Source organism: Pseudoalteromonas sp. QJM3NY_22, assembly GCF_056173065.1.
This window is the reverse complement of record NZ_CM149655.1, coordinates 4253734-4278358: the sequence shown is the minus strand read 5'-3', so window position 1 is coordinate 4278358 and position 24625 is coordinate 4253734. Positions and strand designations below refer to the sequence as shown.

Annotated in this window: 14 protein-coding genes and 4 pseudogenes; 11 read left to right on the top strand and 7 right to left on the bottom strand. The window is 39.4% G+C overall.

Annotation, left to right across the window (positions count from 1 at the left end; all coding sequences use genetic code 11):
• Positions 1–21: 21 nt before the first annotated feature.
• A pseudogene (locus tag AC0VZ4_RS19740) lies at positions 22–816 on the bottom strand (porin); the annotation flags it as partial.
• 97 nt (positions 817–913) lie between these two features.
• A complete protein-coding gene (locus tag AC0VZ4_RS19735; protein WP_007377393.1) occupies positions 914–1396 on the bottom strand; it encodes a MarR family winged helix-turn-helix transcriptional regulator in 483 nt (160 codons plus the stop codon).
• Positions 1397–1823: 427 nt separating this feature from the next.
• On the opposite strand from AC0VZ4_RS19735, the gene AC0VZ4_RS19730 reads away from it, so the two are divergent.
• The 3 genes and pseudogenes from AC0VZ4_RS19730 to AC0VZ4_RS19720 form a co-directional block, all read left to right on the top strand.
• Entirely contained in the window at positions 1824–2672 is an 849-nt protein-coding gene (locus tag AC0VZ4_RS19730) for a D-hexose-6-phosphate mutarotase (RefSeq protein WP_007377394.1), read from the top strand.
• 28 nt (positions 2673–2700) lie between these two features.
• Positions 2701–3234, top strand: a complete 534-nt coding sequence (locus AC0VZ4_RS19725; RefSeq protein WP_475440500.1) for a PH domain-containing protein — start codon at positions 2701–2703, stop codon at positions 3232–3234.
• Positions 3227–3484 (top strand): annotated as a pseudogene (locus AC0VZ4_RS19720) (PH domain-containing protein); the annotation flags it as partial. The gene AC0VZ4_RS19725 and the pseudogene AC0VZ4_RS19720, both read left to right, overlap by 8 nt.
• Positions 3485–3500: 16 nt before the next feature.
• Here the strand turns inward: AC0VZ4_RS19720 and AC0VZ4_RS19715 are convergent.
• Positions 3501–4250 (bottom strand): IS5 family transposase, encoded by a 750-nt coding sequence (locus tag AC0VZ4_RS19715; RefSeq protein WP_475439649.1) that lies wholly within the window; start codon positions 4248–4250, stop codon positions 3501–3503.
• A gap of 88 nt (positions 4251–4338) precedes the next feature.
• Here AC0VZ4_RS19715 and AC0VZ4_RS19710 point away from each other — a divergent pair.
• From AC0VZ4_RS19710 to AC0VZ4_RS19700, 3 genes and pseudogenes are all read left to right on the top strand, one after another.
• A pseudogene (locus AC0VZ4_RS19710) lies at positions 4339–5628 on the top strand (PH domain-containing protein); the annotation flags it as partial.
• A 122-nt stretch (positions 5629–5750) separates the two neighbouring features.
• Positions 5751–8567: a TolB family protein gene (locus tag AC0VZ4_RS19705; protein WP_475440499.1), complete on the top strand. Its 2817-nt coding sequence runs from the start codon at positions 5751–5753 to the stop codon at positions 8565–8567.
• Positions 8568–8625: 58 nt separating this feature from the next.
• A complete protein-coding gene (locus AC0VZ4_RS19700) occupies positions 8626–9294 on the top strand; it encodes a DUF6445 family protein (RefSeq protein WP_475440498.1) in 669 nt (222 codons plus the stop codon).
• 139 nt (positions 9295–9433) lie between these two features.
• Here AC0VZ4_RS19700 and AC0VZ4_RS19695 read toward each other — a convergent pair whose 3' ends face one another.
• Positions 9434–10567, bottom strand: a complete 1134-nt coding sequence (locus tag AC0VZ4_RS19695) for a PepSY-associated TM helix domain-containing protein (RefSeq protein WP_475440497.1) — start codon at positions 10565–10567, stop codon at positions 9434–9436.
• Positions 10568–10856: 289 nt separating this feature from the next.
• Here AC0VZ4_RS19695 and AC0VZ4_RS19690 point away from each other — a divergent pair, with 289 nt between their 5' ends.
• Positions 10857–11471, top strand: a complete 615-nt coding sequence (locus AC0VZ4_RS19690) for a PQ-loop repeat-containing protein (RefSeq protein WP_033015705.1) — start codon at positions 10857–10859, stop codon at positions 11469–11471.
• Positions 11472–11543: 72 nt separating this feature from the next.
• A pseudogene (locus AC0VZ4_RS19685) lies at positions 11544–12324 on the top strand (PhzF family phenazine biosynthesis protein).
• 72 nt (positions 12325–12396) lie between these two features.
• Here the strand turns inward: AC0VZ4_RS19685 and AC0VZ4_RS19680 are convergent.
• A complete protein-coding gene (locus tag AC0VZ4_RS19680; RefSeq protein WP_475440496.1) occupies positions 12397–14904 on the bottom strand; it encodes a zinc-dependent metalloprotease in 2508 nt (835 codons plus the stop codon).
• A 289-nt stretch (positions 14905–15193) separates the two neighbouring features.
• Here AC0VZ4_RS19680 and AC0VZ4_RS19675 point away from each other — a divergent pair, with 289 nt between their 5' ends.
• Entirely contained in the window at positions 15194–16372 is a 1179-nt protein-coding gene (locus AC0VZ4_RS19675) for an efflux RND transporter periplasmic adaptor subunit (protein WP_475440495.1), read from the top strand.
• Between the two features lie 14 nt (positions 16373–16386).
• The gene (locus AC0VZ4_RS19670; RefSeq protein ID WP_475440494.1) at positions 16387–19542 is read left to right on the top strand and encodes an efflux RND transporter permease subunit; all 3156 of its coding nucleotides are present in this window, start codon (positions 16387–16389) and stop codon (positions 19540–19542) included.
• Positions 19543–19656: 114 nt separating this feature from the next.
• On the opposite strand, the gene AC0VZ4_RS19665 is transcribed toward AC0VZ4_RS19670, so the two are convergent.
• Positions 19657–20109 carry a c-type cytochrome gene (locus AC0VZ4_RS19665; protein ID WP_475440493.1) on the bottom strand — a complete coding sequence of 151 codons (453 nt, stop codon included), beginning with the start codon at positions 20107–20109 and terminating at the stop codon, positions 19657–19659.
• 92 nt (positions 20110–20201) lie between these two features.
• Positions 20202–20672 (bottom strand): DUF2721 domain-containing protein, encoded by a 471-nt coding sequence (locus AC0VZ4_RS19660; protein WP_007377300.1) that lies wholly within the window; start codon positions 20670–20672, stop codon positions 20202–20204.
• A gap of 228 nt (positions 20673–20900) precedes the next feature.
• Between AC0VZ4_RS19660 and AC0VZ4_RS19655 the strand changes: the two genes are divergently transcribed.
• On the top strand, positions 20901–24593 hold the full coding sequence (locus AC0VZ4_RS19655; RefSeq protein ID WP_475440492.1) for a S8 family serine peptidase: 3693 nt from the start codon (positions 20901–20903) through the stop codon (positions 24591–24593).
• Positions 24594–24625: the final 32 nt, after the last annotated feature.

Below are 24625 nucleotides of genomic sequence, written 5' to 3'. Positions count from 1 at the left end.
ATTATTTTTGGGGATCCCTTAGGTTGCACGCCCAGCAAAGGTATTGTACTCACCAAGCTCATTAGCTGGTTCTGCATATGTTCCTTCGCTTGCACTGCGGCTACCAACAATATCATAAGAATAACGATGGCTTTTATCTGATGCTGATCCGTCAACACCGCCAAGCTCGTCATTTTTGAAAAAGCCTAACTCTAATTTCCAGTTATCTTTCAATTTGCGTTTAACGACAACACCTAAATCAAAATCATCTTCTAGGCCAATATAATAGTTGCTGCTAAAAAAGTAGTTATGAGAATTATAAGGACCGTTACCAAATGGCACTTGTGTAATGCCTGCTTGCGCTTCCCAATCATTTGTAAACTCATAACCTAGATAGGCATATTTAATTACGGTCATATAATCAAAAAAGCGAATTTCACCATTTACTGAGATATCGTTAATTTTTCCTGATACATTTAAACGAAAAATATCAAAATCGAAATCACCGTCACGATCTTTATTATCTTCATCGTATGAGGCCACGCTATAGTTAGCGCGAATTGCACCACCGAATTTAATACCGTCGTCTTTTTTTACTGGCTCTACAACAGTTGCTGTTTGCTGAGCCTTTTTACTAATTTTAGCAACTTGCTCTTCATGCTTTTTATTGATTTTCTGTTGTTTGGATTTCTCTTCGATTAATTGATTTTCGAGCAGCTGCATTTGCTGTTTTAGTTGTTTTAATTGGTTTTGAAGGGTGTCGAGATCCGTGGCGTAAGAAGTGCCAGTAACACCACTTAAAATTAATGCTAACGTTAATTTAGAGAGTTTAGTCATAGTAGCTGCTCAGATGTTGATTAAAAAATAAAAAATTCAAGGCGTCAAAAAACGCCTTACGTTTAGAGTAAGTACAAAACTTATGTGTTTTTATTATTTATTCTTTAGGAGCTTGAGTCAGCGCACCAACTTCTAGTAGGGGAGATGCATCTAATTTGTCAGCATCCATCATTGCGGCTACGCGCTGCATTGACGAGAGTAAAAGACTCTGTTCCCATTCAGCAAGTGCAGAGAACTTTTCAATAAAGTGTTCTTGCAATGGCTGAGGTGCTTTTTCAAGTAACTCTTTTCCTTTTTCTGTGAGGTATAAGCTCACTCGTCGTTTATCCATTTGACTGCGTACGCGTGTTACTAAATCTCTACTTTCGATTCTATCGAGAATATTTGTGACGGTTGCTGGGCTTAAATTGACATTTTGAGCAATACGACTGGCAGTTATGCCGTTTGTTTGGGAAACTTCCTGCATAATAAGCAGTTGTGGCCCTGTTAAACCCGCTGTTTTATTTAGTTGCTTAGAGTGCAAATCAATCGCACGGATCACTTTACGTAAAGAAACTAATAACTCGTCATATTTCTGCATTTTTTTATCTCGTCGAAAAAGCAATAGCTTGCCGTAATCGCGAAATGTTACACATCAAATAAATTGAATTCAAATTATATATTGTATTTCAACCCGCTTTTATTGGTTTTTAATGCTTAGAGCAGAAACTAATGTAAAATTATATTGTTCAAAATTTATTAAATATTCTTAGCATCTTGTATACATTAAGTTGCGCACAGTACGTAGGTTGTGAATAATTGGCAAGTCTTATTACATAGACTTTAGTATTATTCATTTACAGCTGTTAGTACAAAGTAATTGTTTGTGAGTTTACTGTAGATGTATTAATCGGCAATGAACAAATTCAGCAATCAATATTTAATATCAATAGCGTATACTTTAAGTATGCATTATTGTTTTTGCACAAATATTAAAAATCTTTAGTATCAGTATTATAGGGGAAGGTATGAAATTATCGCCATCAGTTAGCATTGAGCAAAGCGAAACCGGTCTTGAGTTTATTAAAATAGCTAGTGCAAAGTGCGATGCAAAAATATTTTTGCAAGGTGGGCAAATTACCGAGTTTATTCCTAAAAATAACAAGCCGCTTATTTGGGTGTCACAGAGCGAAACCTATCAAGAAGGTGTAAGTATTCGAGGTGGTATTCCAATTTGTTGGCCATGGTTTGGTACACATGCTAATGATGGATGGCCTGCCCACGGTTTTGCACGCACAAGTGTGTGGCAAGCCGATGAAGTACACGAATCTGATGAGCAAATTACGGTTAGTTTAAAGTTACCTATGAAGCTAGTTAATACAACGTATTGGCCGCATCAGTCAGCATTAAAAGTTGAGTTTGTGTTAAGCGATAAATTACAGGTTCGCTTGACGACCACTAACTTAGGAAGTGTGCCATTTAGCTTTACTCAAGCGCTGCATACCTATTTTCCAACCTCAGATATTACAAATACCCATGTTGATGGTTTGCAAGGCGCGCAATATATTGAGTTTAGTGAAGGGCCATTTGTACAAAATGATGTTGTAAGCTTTAATCGCGAAACCGATATGGTTTATACACAAGCAAGTACAGTGCAAAGCATTAATACGCCAGAAGGTGTTATTAATGTGAGCCGCGAAAACTCAAGTTCGTGTGTGCTGTGGAATCCATGGATAGAAAAGTCAAAACGCTTATCTAACTTTGCTGATGATGAATATAAAACAATGCTCTGCCTAGAGGCCGCTAATGTACTGACAGATAAAGTAACGCTTGAGCCAAAACAAAGCCACACCTTAATAACCACCATTAGTTGGTAAGTAATTAAAGCAGTAATAGGGATAAATAGTGTTTAGCAATCAACAAATAATGGATTTACCAAAGCATAGTGATATTAGCTTTAAGCCATTGGCTGATAAAGCCTTATTACATACACAGCTTAGCTCGCTTCTGTTTTATGTACCGCTAATTGGAGCGCTTATTGCTGTTTGTTATTTTAATAAAGCCTTTGCTAATAATGCACAAACGTATTTGCTAATTGGTATGCCAATTTTGGTGGCCGTATCTATGGCGTACAACATGATAAGTGTGAGGTTGCGAGGTTTTGCAGTGCGAGATCATGACATTGCTTTTAAAAAAGGCGTTATTTGGCAACAAGTGACGGTATTACCTTTAGCGCGTGTACAGCATATGGAAATACACCAAGGGCCAATAGAGCGAAAACTTAGCCTTGCAAGCATTAAATTATTTAGCGCTGGCGGTGTAAGTGCCGATTTACAAATTAGTGGGCTAACCCATGATGATTGTAAAAATATGCGCCAATTTGTACAAAACTACCGCCAAGACGACGCAACTACTCAGGCAGCTTTAGTCGATGAGTAATACAACTATCGAAGATAAAGCCAGCCCTATTTACTGGCAAAAAGTATCGCCCTGGGCACTTTTATACTTTGTTGTGCACTTTAGTGTGCGCTTTGTAAAAGATGGCCTTTTAAACTTACTGCCCATGCTTGTGGTGTTTGTTACTCAAGTAGAAAATAAGTTGTTTTGGGCGCAGGTTGCAGGCGGTATTGCACTAATTTTGCTACTTGTTTACTCATTTTTATATTATTTAAATTTTAAGTTTAGTATTAGGGGCTGTTGATCTTTCACATTGGTAGCCAAATCATTGCACATGCCAGCGCTAACATACTCTCAAACTGTAATTTCAATTTATCGTACCTTGTCGCTATAGCACGGAAGTGCTTTAGCCTTGCAAAGGCATTTTCAACTAAATGCCTATATTTATATAAGCACCAATCAATATCACCATTACCTGTTTTTGAGTTTTTCTTTCTAGGGATCACTGGGCTTGAGTTTCTCTCTCGAACCTTATTTCTAATGACTTCACTATCATAGCCTTTGTCTGCGATAACAAAATCGCCTTGGGGCAATAATTCAATCAGTTCATTTGCCACTTTACTATCATGAACATCGCCGCCTGTAATAATAAATTCAATTGGTAAGCCATAACTATCAACAGCTAAATGAATTTTACTTGTATTACCGCCACGACTTAATGCTATCGCTTGTTCTTGTTGAGACGCAGCACCTGTACTGTGTTGATGTGCTTTAACATAACTGCCATCAATGAATTCCCACTCAGTGTCACTATTGGCGGATAATGATTTGAACAACCTTATTAATATTCCTTTTTTAGACCAAAGTAGAAATCGGCGGTAAATAGTATTCCATAAACCAAAACACTCAGGGAGGTCACGCCATGGGCAACCAACACGTAAGCGATATAAAATTCCTTCCATCGTTTGTCTGTGTTCAAGCTTGTTATAAACTCTATCTTCAAGCAAAATTGATTTTAGCTTCGACCACAACTTATCAGTGAGCATTAATCGGGGCATGGTAATCTCGTAAGGTTTGTTTTTGGCGAAGTAAATTATACGAGATTACCGCTTACGCACAAAATTCAAACAAAGATCAACAGCCCCTAGTAGCGACAACGAAATATTGCTTAACAAAGGTGTATTTAAAAAAGAGCGACTTACGCTTAAATTTGGCCGCGTGCAAAACGTTAATATTGCCGAGCCGTTTTATTTTACCCCCGTAAACTTAGTTAATTGTATTTTTGATGCCGCTGGCAGTGTGTCGCAAGAAGTTGTTTTACCTGGTGTCACTAAAGATTATGCACAGCAAATGCGTAAACAAATATTTGATTTTAAAGCGCAGCAACAGCAAGAAGCACCAAATACTGAACAAAACGAAACAGACACTATCGAAAACAGCCTAAGCATTAGCAATAAAGAAATAGCCAAATTTGGTTTAATGTCGAATATGGCTATTTTAGCAATCGCTGCTTTTGCCCCTTTTATAAACCTAATTGTTGATTTTTTAGAGAAGCAAATTATTGCGAAAGTAGAAGGTTTTTACCAACAAGAGCTTGGTATGCTGGCAAGTGCTGCTGTTTTTGCGATGATCACCTTAATTGTTTTGCTAGTTTTGGTCGCTGTGATGCTATCGGTGACTATGTCGCTTATTCGTTTTTATAACTTTGAGCTTTATTTTAAAGGTCAAAAGTTTAAACGTATTGCTGGCTTGTTAGAGCGCCATCAGCTTTCTATGAGTATGGACAAGGTGCAATCTATTGTTATAAAGCAAAACTTAATGGGGCGATTACTAAAGCGATTTACCGTTGAGTGTTTACAAGCAAGTAGCGGCGGAATAGCAGCCGGTGTGGCGGCTAAAAAAAATAAACAAACGTTAGTATTACCTGTATTAAATAGCGAACAAGTTGATAGTGTATGCCAATGGATTTACCCGTGGTTTAATAGTAAAAAACTCGCTTTTAAGCGCGCAGAGCGTGCGCTTTTGTATAAAAATTTAGGCTTTTATTCATTGCTACCCAGTGTATTAGTGTTTGGCTTTTGTTTTATTGCTGATATTAATACTTTGATAAGCCTTGGTGTTTTGGTGGGGTTTTCTGGCTTGGTAACTTTGTCGTATCAGCGTTATGGTTATTACATGCATGAGGATAATGGCCGATTTTACATGGTTGTACGCAAAGGTATGATTGGCGTTCATTACCGAGTTTTTGAGCTTTATAAAGCGCAAAGTGCACGCAGTATAAGTACGTACTTAATGAGAAAATCAGGTTTAAAAAGCCTGTATATACAACTTGCTTCAGGCTTTGCATTTATGCCCTACATAAAGCAGCAAGATGCTGACTTTATTATTGATTTTACAATTAAGCAGATTGAGTCAGATACGCGCAGCTGGATGTAAACTCCCCTAATAAAACATGTGTAAATACACATTTGCACATGCTTTATTACACTTTCTTACTGCCCATGAAAGACATTTAATAATACCCTAGATGGTATTAAGGAATTCTTTTAGGGACGCTCATGAAAAAAACAGTTATCGCATCAGCTTTATTACTAGCAGCACCGAGCTTTGCAGCCGATTGGCAAACTATTCATACCGAACATTTCAACATTCACTACAGTGTTGAGCATGCTGATTTTGCTAAATCAACTGCAGCAGAGCTTGAAATAGTTCGCACCAAAGTGCTTGAGCAGCAAAACCGAGCGCTTGATAAAACAGTTGATGTAGTAGTGTTTGATCCCCTAAATGCAGCTAATGGCTTTGCGTTACCTACCTCAAATAACCCTGTGATGGCACTTTTTACAACCCCACCGCAATCGGATACGGTTATATCAAATAGTACAGGTTGGCAGCAGTTACTTGTACTGCATGAATATATTCACTTAGTACACTTAGCGCAGCCTACACGTAATGACTGGCAGCAAAAAATGCGCGGTATATGGGATTTATACGATTTAACCTATAGCAATACACCACGATGGGTTGCTGAAGGCTATGCCACTCTAATTGAATCTAAAATGACGGGACGTGGGCGCCTGTTTGATAACTACTCTGAGTCAATACTGCGAGAATTTGCTCAGCAAGGTGCTTTGCCTACATATGGGCAATTAAATGGCGAGCAGGGCTTTATGGGCGGCTCAATGGCGTATTTAATGGGGAGCCGCTTTTTATATTGGCTAGAGCAAAATTATTCAGAGCAAACACTCGATAGTGTTTGGACGCGAATGCAAGGCGTAAAAACGCGTGATTTTGATGAGGCATTTAGCGGTGTGTTTGGGCAAAGTGCAGCCAAGCTATACCGCCGATTTATAGCTGAATATACCTATAAATCAATGCAAATAGAGCAAGGGGAACCGTTACTTAATAGTGAACATTGGCTTGAGCTTAACTTATATGCAAGTAACCCAGTACTCTCAAAAGATGGTAGTAAAATTGCGATTGTTGAGCGAGATAAAGAGAGTAATACCAAGCTTATAATTTATAGCACGGATGACAACATTAAAGCGCAAGAAGAGTTTACTAAAGCGCAAAAAGAGCTACTCGAAAACGATGCACAAGACATTCCCGATACAGCACCAAGTGTATTTAAGCGCGAACAAAAAAAAGTGCTTAATCAAATTAACCGAGCCGGTATTGCAAACCCGCAATGGGTAAATAACACAACGTTATATTTTAATGCGTACAGCAATGAAGAGTCGGGTATTTATAACAAAGTGTCTGACATATTTAGCTATAACACTGAAACTGGTAATATTGAACAGCTTACCGAGCTTGCTGGTATACGCCGCTTTAACGTAACCAGTAACGGTGAAACCTTATATGGCGAACAAATAAGAGATGGCTACTCTGAATTAGTGAAGGTTGACCTCAATACGCAAACCATCACGCCATTATTTACAAAAAGCCTTGAGACAACTTACGATTACCCAATTCTCAGTCCTGATGAGACTAAATTAGCTTATTTATCAACATCATTAAATGAAAATTGGCAATTGTATATACAAGGTGTAGGCGGCAATCAGCAGCAATTAGTACCTATGCCAAACGGGTATCAATATTTAAGTCAGCCGAGCTTTAGTCTTAATGGCGAGTCACTTTACTTTGTTGCAGGTTTAAATAGCGCTACTGATATTTATAACTACAACATAGAGAGTAAAACACTCACCAAGTTAACCCAAGGGCAAGAGGCAGTTGCCCACCCAATTGAAAGGGCTGATGGCTCGTTACTCTATTTTTCGATAACCGCAGATGGGCCAAATGTAAAAACACTGCCAAAAGCTATAAAAAGCACTGTAGTTACTGAGTTTGCAGCTAACAAAAAAGCACCGCTGCTAATAGTAAACGAACATAAACTTCCAAAAGCTAAAATATATACGCACGAAACTACAGAGCAAACAAATTACAACGTGCTCGACCAGCACGCTACCTTTGCGCTTGGCTCTCAGTATTATTCGGCTTCTACCAGTTTGTTAGATTTAAGCATTAAAAGTAGCGACTTATTAAAGCAGCTCGACTTACAAGCGGGTTATAGCACTGATTTACACGATGGGGCACTGCACGGTGGTTATGTGCAGGCAAAATATAATGCGCTTGATGTAAAACTGAAACTTGCACTGTTTGACTATGATTTAAATACATCGCGCCAGTACCAAGCAAGTTTAAATACCGACATAGATGCCCGTGGTGGTTTTGCTGCAGTAAGTTACCCAGTTAAATTTGGGCAGCTAAGTTTAACGCCAGAGATTGCCTACAATTACACTGATTATAAGCTAAGCCATAAAAGTTGGACGCGTTTAGGCGTTGCTCAAAATTGGCAATATGATCGTCAAGATTTTGCGATAGGCCAAAGTGTTTATGCGAGTTGGTACGATGGCAGTAGTAAAAGTAGTAATTGGCAAGGTTACGATTTAGCCGCCAAAATTTTTGGTAGGGCGTTTGGTATTCCTCTTTATGCAAACTTTGATCAAAAACAGCGTGATGACAATAGCCTTGCATTAGGTGGTTTTAGCTCAAATCTTATTAATCAGCAACAAAGTAGTGAACATGTACTTTCATCTGTTCTGCCCTTTTACAGCGCAACTGCAAAGCGCTATCAAGGCTACGGTGGCGGCTTTAGCTTTAAAGAAGGCATGCCGTGGCTTTATTATAAGCAACATCAACTCGACGACACCGTATACGCACAAAGCTACGGCTTAAAATACCAAGGTGATTTTAGTTTTGGGATGGGGCCTGCGGGCGTAAATGATTTAACATTTAATATGGGACTGTCGCGAGTAGAAGGCGACAGTTTTGAAGATGAAAAGCGTGCTTGGCTGAGCTTCTATTATTCGCTTTGAATGGTTATTAAGTAAGTGTTATATTCTGATTTAGTTTAATAAAATAAGTATTTTAACAATGTCATTTAAACACTTGAAAGTCCCACTGGATGTGGTACTTCCAAGCGTCCCGTCCGACGCACCAGGCTTAAGGTATGAAAAGCCATCAATTGGTAACAACTATTGGGTTGTTGATGACTTTTTTGATAGCGAAGAGGCGATGAGTATTCGCTCTTCATGTTTAAACAGTGAAGTTTGGAAATTCGGCAAACCTTATACAAAAGAGCTTTGGCCAGGAATGCGTACGCCCGATGCGTTAAGTGATTTACAGCTTAATAAAGTAGAAGAATATGTTAAGTCTGTTATAAAAAAAGATAAATTATGGGTTGCTAAGTCAGATAAAGTTGTAGTGGATACGAATACTGCAATATTAGTGGGTGCAGATGAAGGGGCATCTCGACCTCATGTAGATAATCGTTTTTTATGCAGATATGCAGCCGTTTTATATTTAAGCCCGAACCCTAAACCCTCTGCAGGTACCTCTTTTTATCGTTTAAAATATGCAAATGAAGCGGCTGGTGGGAATATTGTAGATCCTCCGTTCGCTAATCTGGTTGATGCTTTGAATGTAACTAGTTTACCTTATAGTGCATGGTATAAAGACATCGACATTGATAACCGCTTTAATCGTTTAATTGTATTTAAAGGTAAGCGCTTCAAAGTATTTTGGAGACGATTTAAATACTAAAAGGTTGGCGGTAACTTTTTTTTGGATGTGTGAAGATTAATTAAAAATAATTAACTATTACCTGCTCGTCCCAATTGTTATTTCGTCTTTTCTTAGATAAAACACCTTATTGTTAAACCAACAACAAGGTGTTTCTTTATTAAGCGTTTGTGGCATGTCGTTTTTTATAGCGATTTACCTGTGACTGTTTTTTACGTTTTCGGCGGGTAAACCATAAGTAAAAGCCGGTTCCGGCTAGCCATACCAGACTTAAGCCAATTACACACCACAGTATTTTACTAATAAGACCTGCGAAATAACCAAAGTGAAGTTTTCTGAAGCTATCAATTACTTGCCAGCCAATACCAACTTCGCGAATATCCCAGTTGACCATGTGGTCACCAGTCAATTTATTGTAGGTAACAGTATTGGCGTATTCACTGGCAAACGGGTTGGCCGTTTTAACTTCTCCAAATACGGTAATATTTTCATCCGGTTCTAATGGCATAACCAAAAAAGTGCTATTAAAAGTAGTTATTTGTTGTTTGCTATTATCTAAAATATCTTGAAACGAGATATCTGCACTATGTAGCTTTTTGGTTAGCACAAAATGTTCTTCTTCTGCGTGCTCTATTACTTCGTGATACCAAACAGCCCAGTTAAAGTAGCCACCTGTAATCGCTAAAATAATAATGATAGGGGAACCAATAACACCGGTCATTTTATGAATATCGCTAAGGACTATTTGTAGTGTCGCACGCCAGCGTACACTAAACAGACGTTGCCAAAACTTGCGATAAATAATGAGGCCTGTAATGCCTAAGATTAATAAAAACAAAGCAAAAAAGAAGCCTAAAACAGTACCTGTTTGCCCAGGTAAACTTTTTAAGTCATTTAGTAAAAATGTGTAATGTAGTTCTAAAAACCAATCAGTAAAGTAATGGCTAGTGTCTACTGGCTCCGATAAAATATCACCTGTGTACTGGTTTAAATGAAACTTATACCATTGCTCTGTACCGCGTTTAACTAAGTAAACCCGATCAGCAGTATCATTGTTAAAAATCTCCCAGCTACCCACTAGATACTCAGGGTAAGCATGTTCTGCTTTAGCGATTAATTTATCGATTGCTATACGCTCTGGCAACGCTTTTACAACAAAGTGACTATCAGGCATAAGTAAGCCATCTATTTCACTTTTAAAAACTAATACACTGCCTGTAATACTAATGACAATGAGTGGAATGATTGCAATAAGGGCAATCCAGCTGTGGATCTTAAAAAGTATTTTTCTCATGGATGGTTTTATATGCAGTAGCTAATGACCTGCGCATGATAACAACTATCATTTTTATTTGTAAGTTTCAGTAATGAATTTCAATAAAACAAACAAACTGTGAACTTAATTCTACGGTTTTTGTATACTCAGCTTGCCAGTACCTAAAATAAGTTTTTGCTATTTAGTTGAGTTAAATTTACGCGGCTCTACAATGCCGCGCTCATAGTAAAAGCCTTTTAAAACATATGTTTAATAAATGTTTTTATTTCCATTTCTAGTTAACATTTATGTAACGAGTGAGGTTGCTTTGGCGCATTATTTGCCTATATTGTCTTCTTTTATTTTGGTTTTTAGTTTTTTACCACTACTAAACAAAATTCGAAAAAATCGTAGTGTCTCAGGTTTATCACTATTGATGATGACGTTTGGGTTAGCGCAAAGCCTTTATTTTATAACCTACAATATTTACTTTGAGCGCTATTATATTGCATTACCATTTATTGTAACCGGTGCGTTAAGCGGGCTTATTTTGTATTTTTTTGCACGTTTCAATGCAGCTAAACGAGAGCGCGTACAGCTGGTTACTATGTTAGGTTTTTCGTTACTGCCCTTTTCACTGCTTTTGAATTCAAACCTCGATACTGCAACGGTATTAAGCGCTTTAACGTATGTTGGCCTTGTGATGAGTTCGGTACGTGTTATGCCGCAAACTTATAAAACATTGCGTACGGGTAATGTAAGTAATTTAAGCGCGCGCTACTTTAGCTTGCAGTTTATTGCTGGTATTTGCGGCTTAGTTGTTGAGCTTTCAAATGCAGCCACAAGTACTGCGCACTTACTTATGTTTATTATGTTGTTGCTTACAAATGCTGTGCAATTTGGCTGTATGCAATATTATAGAGTGCGACCTGTAATGGCTTAAAGCTAAAATAAAAGTGCTAATTGAGTTTAGGTGTGGCAGTTTTAAGCTATTAATCATTACAAAGTTTAAACAATGCAATTAACTATTCATCAAATTGATGCGTTTACGAATGAGTTATTTAAAGGTAACTATGCGGCAGTGATCCCATTGAAATCGTGGCTAAGTGACGATTTAATGCTAAAAATTGGCGCAGAAAATAACGTATCTGAAACGGCTTTTACCTGCCAGCAAGACGATGGCAGTTTTGTTATTCGCTGGTTTTCGCCGTTAATGGAAATCGACTTTTGCGGTCATGCCACACTTGCGGCTGCCTATGTTTTATGTGAAGAGCATAATATATCGCAAATTCGCTTTATTGCTGATGCGGTGGGCGAGCTAATCGTTAATAAAAACGCTGATGGCAGCTTTGCAATGACCTTTCCGAAACAAGCACCGGTTGAAGTGCAAAATGTACCGCAGCAATTGCTTGATGGCTTGTCTATACAACCGAGTAAAGTGCTTAAAAACCGCCAAGCTTACTTTGCTATTTATGAAAATGCCGATCAAATACTTGAATTAAAAACTAGCTCAGAGCTTTTAAAAACGCTTTATCCACTTGATGTAGTGGCCACTGCTCCGAGTGCTGAATATGATTTTATATCTCGTTATTTTTGGCCTGCAAGCGGTGGCGACGAAGATTATGTGACAGGTTCTATTCATACTGGCTTGGCACCTGCTGCAATTAGGTAAAACTACGTTAAGCGCTTATCAGGCTTCAAGCAGAGGCGGGCAGCTAACTTGCGAAGTGGGTGATACAACCGTCACCTTAACCGGGCATGCTGTAAGGTATTTAAAAGGCACTATTTATATTTAATCTTTATTGTTCTTGTTATAAAAAAGGCCACGTTTAACGTGGCCTTGGTTTTACTCAATTGTTAGAGCTGCTTTACGCTTCTAGCGCTTTTGCAATTAAGCGATCAATATATTTTTTATGCGCTTTAGTCGCAGTATCTGATCCCCATGCAACACTGGTATCGGCTATTTGAGTTAGCTGATATAACGCAGCGGTTTTAGCTAGGTTATCAAATTTACTTGCTTTACCAAGGCCTGCAATCGCGATTAGCTGGTTAACATACTCAATTTGTAAGTTGTGGCTAATAGAGTTGGCGTCTTTGCTTTTCACAAAAATGCTGGCAGTTAAATCTTGCATAAACTGAGTTAGGCTATATTCATTACCGTATAGAGCGGTGTCAGAAATACGCAGTAATACGGCTGGATGTAATAGCTGCGCAAGTACAGACTTTTGCATGCCTAAAATCATTTTGTGTGCTTTAGGGTCTTCATTTTTACCAAAGTGATTAAAGCCACGACGTTGCAGTTGCAAGTAGCTATACAGAGGTTGCATGTTTTGTAGTACGTCTGGTGCAAATACAAACTTTGCGAGTATATCCATCGCTTGTGTTTGACGCTCAAGCGATACCGGTGTAAATGGTTTATCTGCGTTTGCATCACCCACTACAGCGCGCTCAACGTACACACCACCAATCTGGCGAGAAACAACACCTGCTTGAGCTCGGTATTGACCAAATAAGCTATTAGCAGAGGTAACAAGCTGTTGGTAAGACTCACCTTTAACCGTTGCTTTATCTTTTAGTTCAGTAAATAGTTTATTGATAAGTGCCATACGATCTGCGCCATAGGCTGCAGGGTTTGACGACAAATCACCAATCATTACACGTGGATCGATATGGCGACCTGGTGCGCGCATGTCGTCGGCATCGTTACCAAAGGCAAGGGCATGTTCACTTGAACGAGCAAGTATTTTTTCAAGTCGAGCTTGCTCAGCAGCTTCATCTGCAAGCGCTACGCTGTAGCCGTAGTTAATTGCCCAATCGTCATAAGGACCTGGTTTTGTTTGAAAAATATCACCTTGCTGCATACCAATTGGGGCAATGTTAGCGGGTGCATAATCCATTACAGAACCGGTTACTATGCCTTGGGTTTTGTTTTTGTCGTGTACTTCTTTTTCATCCCACAAAATAGATGATTTCATATTGTGGTTAAGACCTAAAGTATGGCCTACTTCGTGAAGTACCAGTTGCGTTAAACCTTGGCGAAGCATTTCTTTATCTTCAATTTTTTCGCCGCTAGCAAGGCCTTTAGCAAGCATTAGATTTTGTTGAATCTCATGCCCAAGAGAGCAATTGAGTTCGCCGGTATTTGTTGTTTCACCGTGGCTCATTGTTCCTTGGGTGAAAAGTGTGTCGTAAATCCAGCGATTTTTCATAAATACAAACTCAAGCATAATGTCTGAGCCCAGTATTTCGCCTGTTAATGGGTTAGCAAGTGCTGGTCCGTATCCACCAAATGGAGGTTTAGGTGACGAGGTCCAGCGCAGTACGTTGTAATTAATATCGCCCGCATCCCAATCTGCATCATCTGGTTGTACTTTTACCTCTAAGGCATTTTTAAAACCGGCTTTTTCAAAAGAGGTATTCCATGTTAAAACAGCGTCACGAATAGTATCGCGCCATTGGATAGGTGTGGTGTTTTCTATCCACCAAGTAATTGGTTTTACTGGCTCTGAAAGCGCTGCACTTGGGTCTTTCTTTTGTAAGTCCCAGCGCTTTATAACATCTTCATAAGGTGCCCAATCGGTAGATGTCATTTGATCAAATTGATTTGTAAAATAACCAATACGGGCGTCGTCCATGCGCGGCTGGTAATCGTTTTTAGGTAGAGCAACAAATGAGTGCTGTACTTTTACCGATACGCTACGCGGGTCGCTTACTGCATTTGAGCCTCGTACCGTTGGGCTTGGGTTAGTAAATACGTAATCAACAACCACGTCTAAGTTATTAGGGTATGGACGCTGTTTAATAATGCGTGATTTTTTAGCGTCTAGTTTACCTACTTTAAAGCGCTTTTTAGCGTTTTTATCAGCTGGATTTGGCGTAGGTGATACTTTATGAAGTGCTTCGCTTAAAAATAACTTATTTACATTAAATGCTATTTTACCGTCTTCTTCTTTTTCTATTTTAATGCTCGCAAGTACCGCTTCACTAATATTGGCATCACTCGCTTTTGAAATAGCACTGTTTTCGTCAAATTTGTAGCGAGGTGTTTTGCTAATAATATCGATACGATCAAAGTATTTTCTAAATTCAATTAACTTAGTTTCGCGGTACGAACCACGATAATGGCCTGCGTCTGTAACGCCATCAACGGTATGCGCAAAATACACAAATGGTGTGTTGAGTTGCGACTCGTTAATTACCATTAAATGCTTACCTGTTTTTTCGTCTTGGTAAAGGCTAAATATACCGGCAAATTCGGTTTGTCCTTTGATCATTTCGCTAAGTGTTTTTGGCTCTTTTTCGTCTTTTTTATCGGCTGCAAATGCATGGCTGCCAAACGCTAAGCCAAGCGCAAGGGTGATGGTCGTTAATTTCATTTTGAGACTTCTAATATTAGTTAATTTAATTGGACTGTACGTAAATTAATTTAATTTCGCACATCTTCGCGATGAAATTTAAGCGTTCAAAGCTAATTGATTGATATTAATAGATAAAAGTTTGTAACAAAATATAACGAATGAGATTAATCACCATTTCATTCATCTTTTATACTTATATAAAGTTGTAATTTGGATGTATTTGCAACAGTTGCTTACAAATATCATCTTAATGTTTCGTATGGCTCTGGTATTATGGTGTTAATAGAATTTTAGGGATAAATAAGATATGCAAACAAATTCACTTAGATGGGTTTTTCCATTCGTCGCGCTTGCTTTAGGTATCGTTGGTTTTATGGCAATTAACGCTATTGCAAAAGAATCAGAAAAAAAAGAAGTTATTGATGCTCGTCCAACGGTGCAAGTTGAGCCTGTGGCAGCAAATGATCACCAAGTTATCATTAATAGCTACGGCGAAGTAAGACCACTTGAAAATACACAGCTTTCGGCGCAGGTGTCGGGCGAGGTGTTAAGTTGGCATCCTAATTTTGTAGCCGGTGGCATAGTTGCTCGCGGTGAAACCTTATTCACTATCGAAAAAGACAACTATGAAGCAGCAGTACTTGTTGCAGAGGCAGAGCTTGCTCGCGCGCAAGCCGGTTTAATTGAAGAGCAAGCTCAAGCTCAAGTAGCCGAAGACGAAGCCAAGCGCTTTCCAAGTAAAGCGCGCACAGATTTATTTTTACGTAAACCTCAAGTGCTCAGTGCTCAAGCATCTGTTAAGTCGGCGCAAGCAGCATTAAAGCGCGCGCAACGTGATTTGGATAATTGTGATGTAACAGCCCCTTATGATGCGTTGGTGATTAGCCGAAATATAGGTGTTGGACAATTTGTCACTATGGGCTCGCAAGTTGCTGAGCTCAATAATATTGAGACCGCTGAAGTGATTATTCCTATAGCAGGGTTCGATAGCGTTTTTTTGCCAGAGCGTATTAAAGGTATTACCGCAACGATTATTCAAAAAGGCCTAAACAGCTTCACCCGTGAAGGTGTAATTGACCGCGACCTAGGGATTGTTGATAACGCTACGCGTATGAGCAGTTTAGTAGTGCGTATAGAAGACCCATACGGTCTTAAAAACATACAACCAGCCATTAAGTTTGGTAGCTACGTACAGGTAAATTTTGCAGGTGCAATGCTTAATAATATTTACCGCTTACCGCAAGAATTAGTTAATAACAAAACCGTATGGATCGTTAATGAAGAGCAGCAACTTGAGCCGCGCAAAGTCACAGTTATTCGTGAAGAGGGTGAGTACTTTTACATCAGTGATGGTTTGCAAGCAGATGATAAGTTGGTGATTACGTTGCCAGAGTATCCGCAAAAAGGCATGGCTGTAAAAATTGCGGGCCTTCAAAATACTAAAAATACAGAGGCACTTGAAAATGCTTCCACTGAAAAATTATAAAGGTAGGCTGAGTTATGAGTAACACTGAACTACCAAATACAGCGCCTAACGCTGAAAAGCAAACCGGTATTATTGCTTATTTCGCTAATAACTCCGTTGCTGCCAACCTAATGATGATTTTTATTGTGGTGATGGGAATTATTAGCTTTCTAAATATCCAACGCCAAATGTTCCCTAATGTAGAAATTAACTACATTAATATTGAGGCTAATTACCCCGGTGCCTCTCCTCAGGAAATAGAAGAAAGCATACTTATAAAAATTGAAGAGTCGCTAAAAGATGTGACCGAAATTAAAAAAGGTGTGTACAGGGCATTTAGAAATGGCGGTAGAGCAAGTCTTGAAATTAATACTGATGTAGAGCTGACCGATATACTCGATAAAGTTAAGTTACGGGTTGATGGTATAGCAACGTTCCCAGCCGGTATGGAACCGGTCACCATAAGTCAAGTTGAGTTTAGGCAAGATGTTATAGGTATGACGCTCGTTGCTGACTTGCCGCTTACTGAGCTTAAGCCTATAGCAAACCAAATAGAGGATGAGTTACTACAGCTATCTAACGTGTCGTTAGTGGTAAACGATGTTCCTCTTGATGAAATAGCAATTGAAATAGAACCCGATACGCTGCGTCAATATAACCTAACCCTTAGTGATGTAATGAATGCAGTGCGTCGTTACTCAGCTAACTTTTCGGCGGGGCAGTTAAAAACCGATGCGGGTGTTATTTCTGTACGAGTCGAAAATCAGTTTTACTCAGGTGAAGAATTTAGACAAATACCGGTAAAAATAGGGGCTAATGGCGCTAAAGTGTTGCTGCAAGATATTGCCGTGATTAAAGATCAGTTCACTGAGGGTGAGCGTTACTTTAAATTTAATGGTGAAAATGCGGTTTATATATCGGTGAAAGCGACCGAAGAGCAAAGTATTATCCCAGTTGCTGATTCAGTAAAAGCATTTATAGAATTAAAAAATAAAGAGCTACCACTGGGGGTTCGTTTAGAGCCATTAATGGATATGACGTACTACTTAAATGCTCGCTTAGACATGATGGTTACAAACCTTATTCAGGGTGCTGTTTTGGTTGCAATTATGCTATCAATCTTTTTACGCTTTAAGTTGGCATTATGGGTAATGATTGGTTTACCAGTGTGCTTTTTGGGCGCAATGATGATGATGCCACTGTTTGGTGTAACCATTAATATTTTATCACTTTTTGCTTTTATTATGGTGCTAGGGATTGTGGTGGACGATGCCATTGTCATAGGCGAAAGTGCCTACACCGAAATAGAGAAAAAAGGCGGTGGTGTTGTTAATGTGGTTAATGGCGCAAAACGCGTAGCAACCCCCGCAACTTTTGGTGTACTAACTACCATTGCAGTATTTGCTCCGTTTACGTTATCTACAGGCCCAGAAAGTGCCTTCTTTTATGGTATAGCTGTGGTGGTAATGCTGTGTTTGGTATTTAGTTTGATTGAATCAAAGTTGATATTGCCTGCCCATATTGCCCACACTCACTTTTCACCAATAAAAGAGGGTGGCTGGCGCGATCGGTTTAATACGCGATTTTTTGGTTTTGTAAATGGCCCATATAAACGCTTTGTTATACGTTGTGTTGAATGGCGTTGGTCAGTGTTATTTTCATTTATCGCCCTGTTGATCGTAACCTTTGCTTTAATCTCATCAAATCAAGTTCGTACCGGGTTTATGCCAAAGATCCCGCATGACTACCCGCAAATAAATCTAGAAATGAATGACAATGTATCAGACATACAAACAATAAATGCTATTCGTGAAATAGAAGCGATGGTGATTGCGATTGATGAAGATACTGAACGCAAATATGGTCAAAAACTCATAAGAGATATTTTAGTCTATAACCAAGGGCGAACTGAAGCACAAGTGCTTGTTCCCCTTGTTGATGAAAGTATAAGGCCTTATAACGCGTTTGAATTATCACGACGTTGGCGCGAGGCGATGCCCGATATTGCCGGTGTTAAATCATTAACCATTTATGATGATGTAAATGGAGGAGGCAGTGATGGCGAATTTGGTTATTTATTATATGGCTCTGATATTGATACATTAAATAATGCAGGACGTCGTTTTATAGAGTTGCTGCAACAGCAAGAAGGCCTGTTTGATATTAGCTCAACAATAGATCCTGCAAGTAAAGAAGTGCAAATGAGCCTAAAACCGGTCGCTTACGACTTAGGTTTAGACTTAGCTTCTATTGCAAATCAAGTTGGGGCAAGCTTTTACGGTGGTGAGGCTCAACGTGTTATTCGCCGAGGCGAAGAGGTGCGTGTAATGGTGCGTTACCCTAAACTGACTCGAGAGGCATTTTCGTCACTTAAGCATGCGGTTGTTACTACCCCGCAGGGCCGTGAAGTACTGCTTGGTGATGTAGTTGAACTTACTGAAACACCAGGCATTAGTTATATCCGCCGGGAAGGGGGCTATCGTACTGTGTATGTTTATGGAAACATAGATGAAGAAGTGATTGAGCCAAACGAAGTTGTAGATCAAATTAAAGAAAAGCTACTACCACAACTTAAAGAAGAATATCCAAGTGTTAAGTCAGAACTAGGTGGCGCCATTGAAGAGCAACAAGATCAGGCTAATCAGCAGAAGATGTTTTTCTTCGGCGGTATGATTTTGGTGTATATTTTATTAGCCGTACCCCTTAAGAGTTATGCGCAACCACTTATTGTTATGTCGGTGATTCCATTTAGCTTAACGGGAGCAATATGGGGGCATTACTGGTTTGGTTTGGATATAACTTTAATGTCAGGCTTTGGTATTATTGCAGCAGCAGGGGTGGTTATAAACGACTCACTCGTTATGACCGATTATGTGAATCAAGCCCGTAAAACAGGTGTTAGTATTAAAAATGCTGTAATAGATGCCGGTTGTGCTCGATTCAGACCTATATTACTTACTTCAATTACTACATTTGCAGGTGTATTGCCCATTATGTTTGAAACAAGCCTGCAGGCTAAGTTTGTAATACCTATGGCGGTAGCGCTTGGTTTTGCAGTGATGTTTGCAACATTAATAACACTTATATTGGTGCCATGTTTGTACATTATATTAAGTGATATTGGTAAGGTGTTTCCACGCATTTTGGGTGGGATTAGGACTGTATTTAAACGTCGCCCGCAGAAGGTTTAGCTCAATAAATAACATACGGGCTTAAATGCCGGGTACAAAAAAGCACTGAACGATTAACCGTTCAGTGCTTTTTATCATTTGTTGTTACTACATTAAGTATTAAAACAACAATAATTAATCTTTAAATTGCTTATGGCAATCTTTACAGCCTTTAGCCCATGCACCAAAAGCTTTACCAATTACGGCCTTATCGCCTGATTGAGCCGCTACTGCTAACTCATCTGCGTATTGTTGGAATGCAGTTGCTTTTTTCATAAAAATATCGTTTTCAGACCAAACAGCAGCAAGTGCAGCTGTGTCGCCTTTATCTGTCCCTTGGTAAAAAGCTTCCCATGGCATTTTTGAGAGTGCAGCTGCGTTGTTAGCACGCTTTTTAAATTGCTCTGCGTCAAAAGGTACTTTGCCTTTTAGCATTGCGCCCATGTCACCAATTTGTACTGAGATCATTGAAAACGCTGCTTGGCGGTATTCAATCGCGTCACTTGGCTCTTTAAATGCAGAATTTGCCGATACGCTAAATGCACACGTTGCCAGTGCTATTGTTGCTAATACTTTTTTTAATTTCATGTTTGCCACTGTTGAAAATTTTAATTATTAATTAAGTATATTGTATCTAACATCGTATTTATTCAAGCAAATGCGATGGGTTTAATTAAAATTTAATCGTTTATGTCTATGTCAGCAAATATCATCCCGCGACGCATGCTTCGAGTTGCTAAAAACACCTCGCCAAGTAAAGACATAAAGGCACATATAAGCAATGCCATTGCTGCAACAAAGCAGCAGGCAATTGTAACGCCTAAATTTATAGATTGAATATGTGATAAAAACAACAGCATAACAACGGCACATACAAGCAAAGCACTTAAAACACTCAAGCTAAAAGCGATATGTATACATCGAGAGCGCTTTAAAAGGGCGCGAAGTTCTGTCGCTAGTGATTTATTAAAATCTTCATCTGTACTTACTTTTAACCTGCGTTCTAATTGGCGTGCCCTATCGGTAATTCGTGCTAAGCGATTAGATAAAACACCCAGCGTGGCAGCAATCCCGGTTATGAGGAACACAGGAGCCACTGCGGTTTGAATTACTTTAGCCATAGTTAAGATATTAATCACTTCATTATTCATATTTGTCTCAAAAAGGTCGATTTGTTTACACTTGTTTACAAATTTAAGTTGAATTATTGTTAATTCAAATCAATTGCTTAGGGTTGTTTTTGGTCTTTGTGTAGACGCATTGTAATTTGTTTGTAATCAAGGTGTTGCTCAGGGTGGGTGTAAAGTTTTATATTCTAGTTACAAACCAATTACGATTGGTATATGCACAATAATATAAAATTCATCCCAGGGGAAACAATGTCAAATATAATAATGAGAAAAACAGCTATATCGACTGCTATTGGTTTAGCTATGATGTCATATGGTGTAGTTGCTGGACCTGATTTATCTAAAGGATATGTACCTGAAAATTCAAGTATTAAAACTTACTCTCAAGATAAAACAATATCGAGTAAAGCGCGTTATATTATTCAACTTGAAGATGAGCCGTTAGCGACTTACAAAGGTGATATTGCAGGGCTTGAAGCAACTTCTGCAGCAGTAACAGGTGATAGAAAATTAAAGCTATCTTCAGCACCGGCTTTAAAGTACAGCAGCTATTTAAAAGCAAAACAAAAAAGCGTAGCACAAGTTGCAGCATCAGTAAGTGGTGGTTCTATATCACATTCATTTAGCACGTTGTTTAACGGTATTGTTATTGAGGGCGAACAAGGTCAACGTGAAGCGCTTGCTAAGCTTTCAGGCGTAAAAAAAGTATTTTTAGATACTGAATATCACACGTTAATGGATGCATCTATTGATGTGATAAAAGGTGTAGAAGCATGGCAGGCTCTAGGCGGCCAATCTGAAGCCGGTAAAGGCGTTAAAGTTGCTATTATTGACTCAGGTATTCGCCCAGAAAACCCTATGTTCTCTGATATTGGTTTTGCTGCGGCTGAGTTTAGTGAAGACGAAGCAGCTTATATTGCTGAAAACCCAGATTACTGTCGTGTAGAGGGTGGTGAAGCTAATTTTTGTAATAACAAATTAATTGTAGCGCGTGCATTTGGTCCAACACCAAGTGATGTCCACCCTGATGAATATATTGGCTCTCCATTAGGCTACAACGGCCATGGTACTCACGTCGCAGGTACTGCAGTTGGTAATCCTATTGAAATTACCTATCACGATAACAATGTGTCAATTTCAGGTGTTGCTCCAGCAGCGCAGTTAATGGCTTATAAAGCGCTTTGGCATACAGCTGATGGCAGTGGCAGTGGTACAACCGTTGCACTAATGGCGGCATTAGAAGCGGCAATTAAAGATGGCGCAGATGTCATTAACAACTCGTGGGGTGGCGGTGCAGGTGGTAACCCTTCTACTAGCGCCTATAGCGATTTATTCACAGCTGCGGAAGAGGCGGGTGTGGTAGTTGTAACTGCCGCAGGTAATGATGGTAATGGCGCACAGACTATTGGCTGTCCTAGCTGTATTGAATCTGGTTTAACTGTTGCGAATACGCAAACGGGTCGATTCTTTTCACAACAAATTGAAGTAGCTGGAGAAACTTATTCAAGCACTGAAGGGAGCAATGGTTTATTAACTGATCCTATTTCATTACCTATCATTTCTGCGCAAGTGATCGCTCCTGATAATTTTGAAGGGTGTGAAGAGTTTGCTGAAGATGTCTCATTTGCAGATTCTGTAGCGCTAATTTCTCGTGGTAGCTGTGCATTTTCAGCTAAAGCTGCAAATGCTGAAAAAGCAGGTGCAACGGCTGTAATAATCCATAACAACGTTGCAGGCGGTGCGATGGGTATGTCTATGGATGATGCTACAATTCCTGCCTCAGCTATTAGTCAAGAAGATGGCTTAAGCCTAGTTGAACTTTTAACTGATGCTGAAGAGCCGATTATTGCTTCATTAGATCCTAGCGTTAAAAGAACGATTCAAGAGAAATTTACTGATGCTGTGAACTCTTCAAGCTCACGTGGCCCTAATGGAGAGCCTAGCTTTTTAAAACCTGATATTGCAGCGCCGGGTACGGACATTCTTTCTGCGTACTCTCCAGATGAAGGTAACGGTATAACCTTTAATGCGATTACTGGTACAAGCATGGCTAGCCCACATGTTGCTGGAGCAGCAGCATTAATGAAACAAGCTCACCCAGAGTGGAATGCAGTACAAATTAAAACAGCGCTTATGAGTTCATCTAAAATGGATGGCCTACATAAAGAAGACTTAGTTACTAAAGCAGATGCATTTGATGTAGGTGCCGGTCGATTAGATATGCCTAATGCGCTAGATGCAGCACTTACGTTTGATCATGGCTCTTACGCCGATCCTAGCTGTTTAAGCGTTTGTAGTTTTTCAAATACCGTGCAAAACATGACTGATACTGCCGGTGAGTGGACTGCAAAAGTAGTGACTGATATGAAAGGCGCTGAAATTACTGTATCTCCTAGTACTGTTATGCTTGGCGCACATGTCTCTACCTCTACAGATTCAGAAGGTGCAGAAACAAGCACTGATATTGCTGAATTTAACCTAGATATTGATTCAACGTTTAATGATGTAAAAGGCTGGAACTTTGGTCACGTAGTGTGGACTCATACTGAGACAGGCCAAGTCGCCCATTTACCATTTGCTATTTACGATAACGAAGCAACAAATAGCAGTGTATTTAATGCAACGGTAGATGCCGATTCTTTAAATTCTTCTACTCCTGCAAAAATAGGGGTGCAATTTAACAATACTCTGTTCACTGACGAGCTATCAGTAAATGTAAAACTTGATGAAAATGCGGAGCTTCTTAAAGGTGCGGCCCCTGTTGTTGAAGTTACTAATGGTGCAGGTGAAGTAACATTAAGTGAAGACAATAAAGAGCTAACCTGGACGGGTACATTAGGGCCAAAAGAGTTTGCTATTAACAGCAGTGATTTCTTAGGTACCTTCTCATTAGCTGATGAAGGCTTTGAGCCACAAGCTTGTCCTGACGGGTGTGATGAAATAACCATTACGGTTGAAGCTGACTTTATTTTTGATGGGAAAGAGTATTCAGCATTTACCATCTCAGATAACGGCTTTATTGCTGTTGGTGCAGATGTAAATACGACTAACTCTTGGAGCCCTCAAGCAATGCCTAATGCACGTACACCTAACGGTGTCATTGCGCCGCTTTGGGCTGACTTTGATTTAGCTGGCGGTACGAGCGGTGGTGGTGACCTTTATGTCGCTAAATTTGATAGCGGCTATGTAGTTGTAGAATGGCATGACGTTGAGCTTTGGGGTAGTTCTTTAGGTGATAAGTACACGTTCCAAGTGATCTTAAAAGAAGGCACAGATGAAGTTCGTATGAACTACATTGATGTGCCTGCTTTACCTGCACCTTACTCAGCGGGTGTTGAGTCTGCCGATGGCAACGTAGGTGCTATGTTAGATACAGTTCCAACAGGCAGTGGTATTGGTAGTGGCTACTTGGTCGATCAAATTAAAGGCGGTGTTGTTGATATACAGTATCAAGCCTTTGCAAAAGATCGCAGCCATTACACAGCTGCAGATGCAGTAGACGTTGATGAAGAGCAAACAGTGACTATTGATGTATTAGCTAATGATATGGCAGAGTCGCGTTTTGTATTTGATGCGCTAGCTTCTTCAGAAACAGAAAATGCAGAATTTTCTGCTCATAAAGGTGTAAGAATTAAAGGCAGCTTAGTGGCATCAACTGTTGAGGTGGTTTCTGCACCTGTAAATGGCTCTACAACCGTGAATGAAGATGGCACGATTGATTATACGCCAAATGCACAGTTCTCTGGTGAAGATAGCTTTACATACACTGTACGTGAAGCATCAGGCATTAGCGCTGAAGAAACTATGGTATCAATCGTTGTTAACGATACCATTGCAGACCCTCAGCCAGAGCCTGAAAGCAATGGTTCATCGGGCTCACTAGTTTGGTTAACGTTACTTGCTGCGCCGTTTACATTTATGCGTCGTCGTAAACAAAAGTAGTTTTATAACTAACACGTTATTTTAAAGGGAGC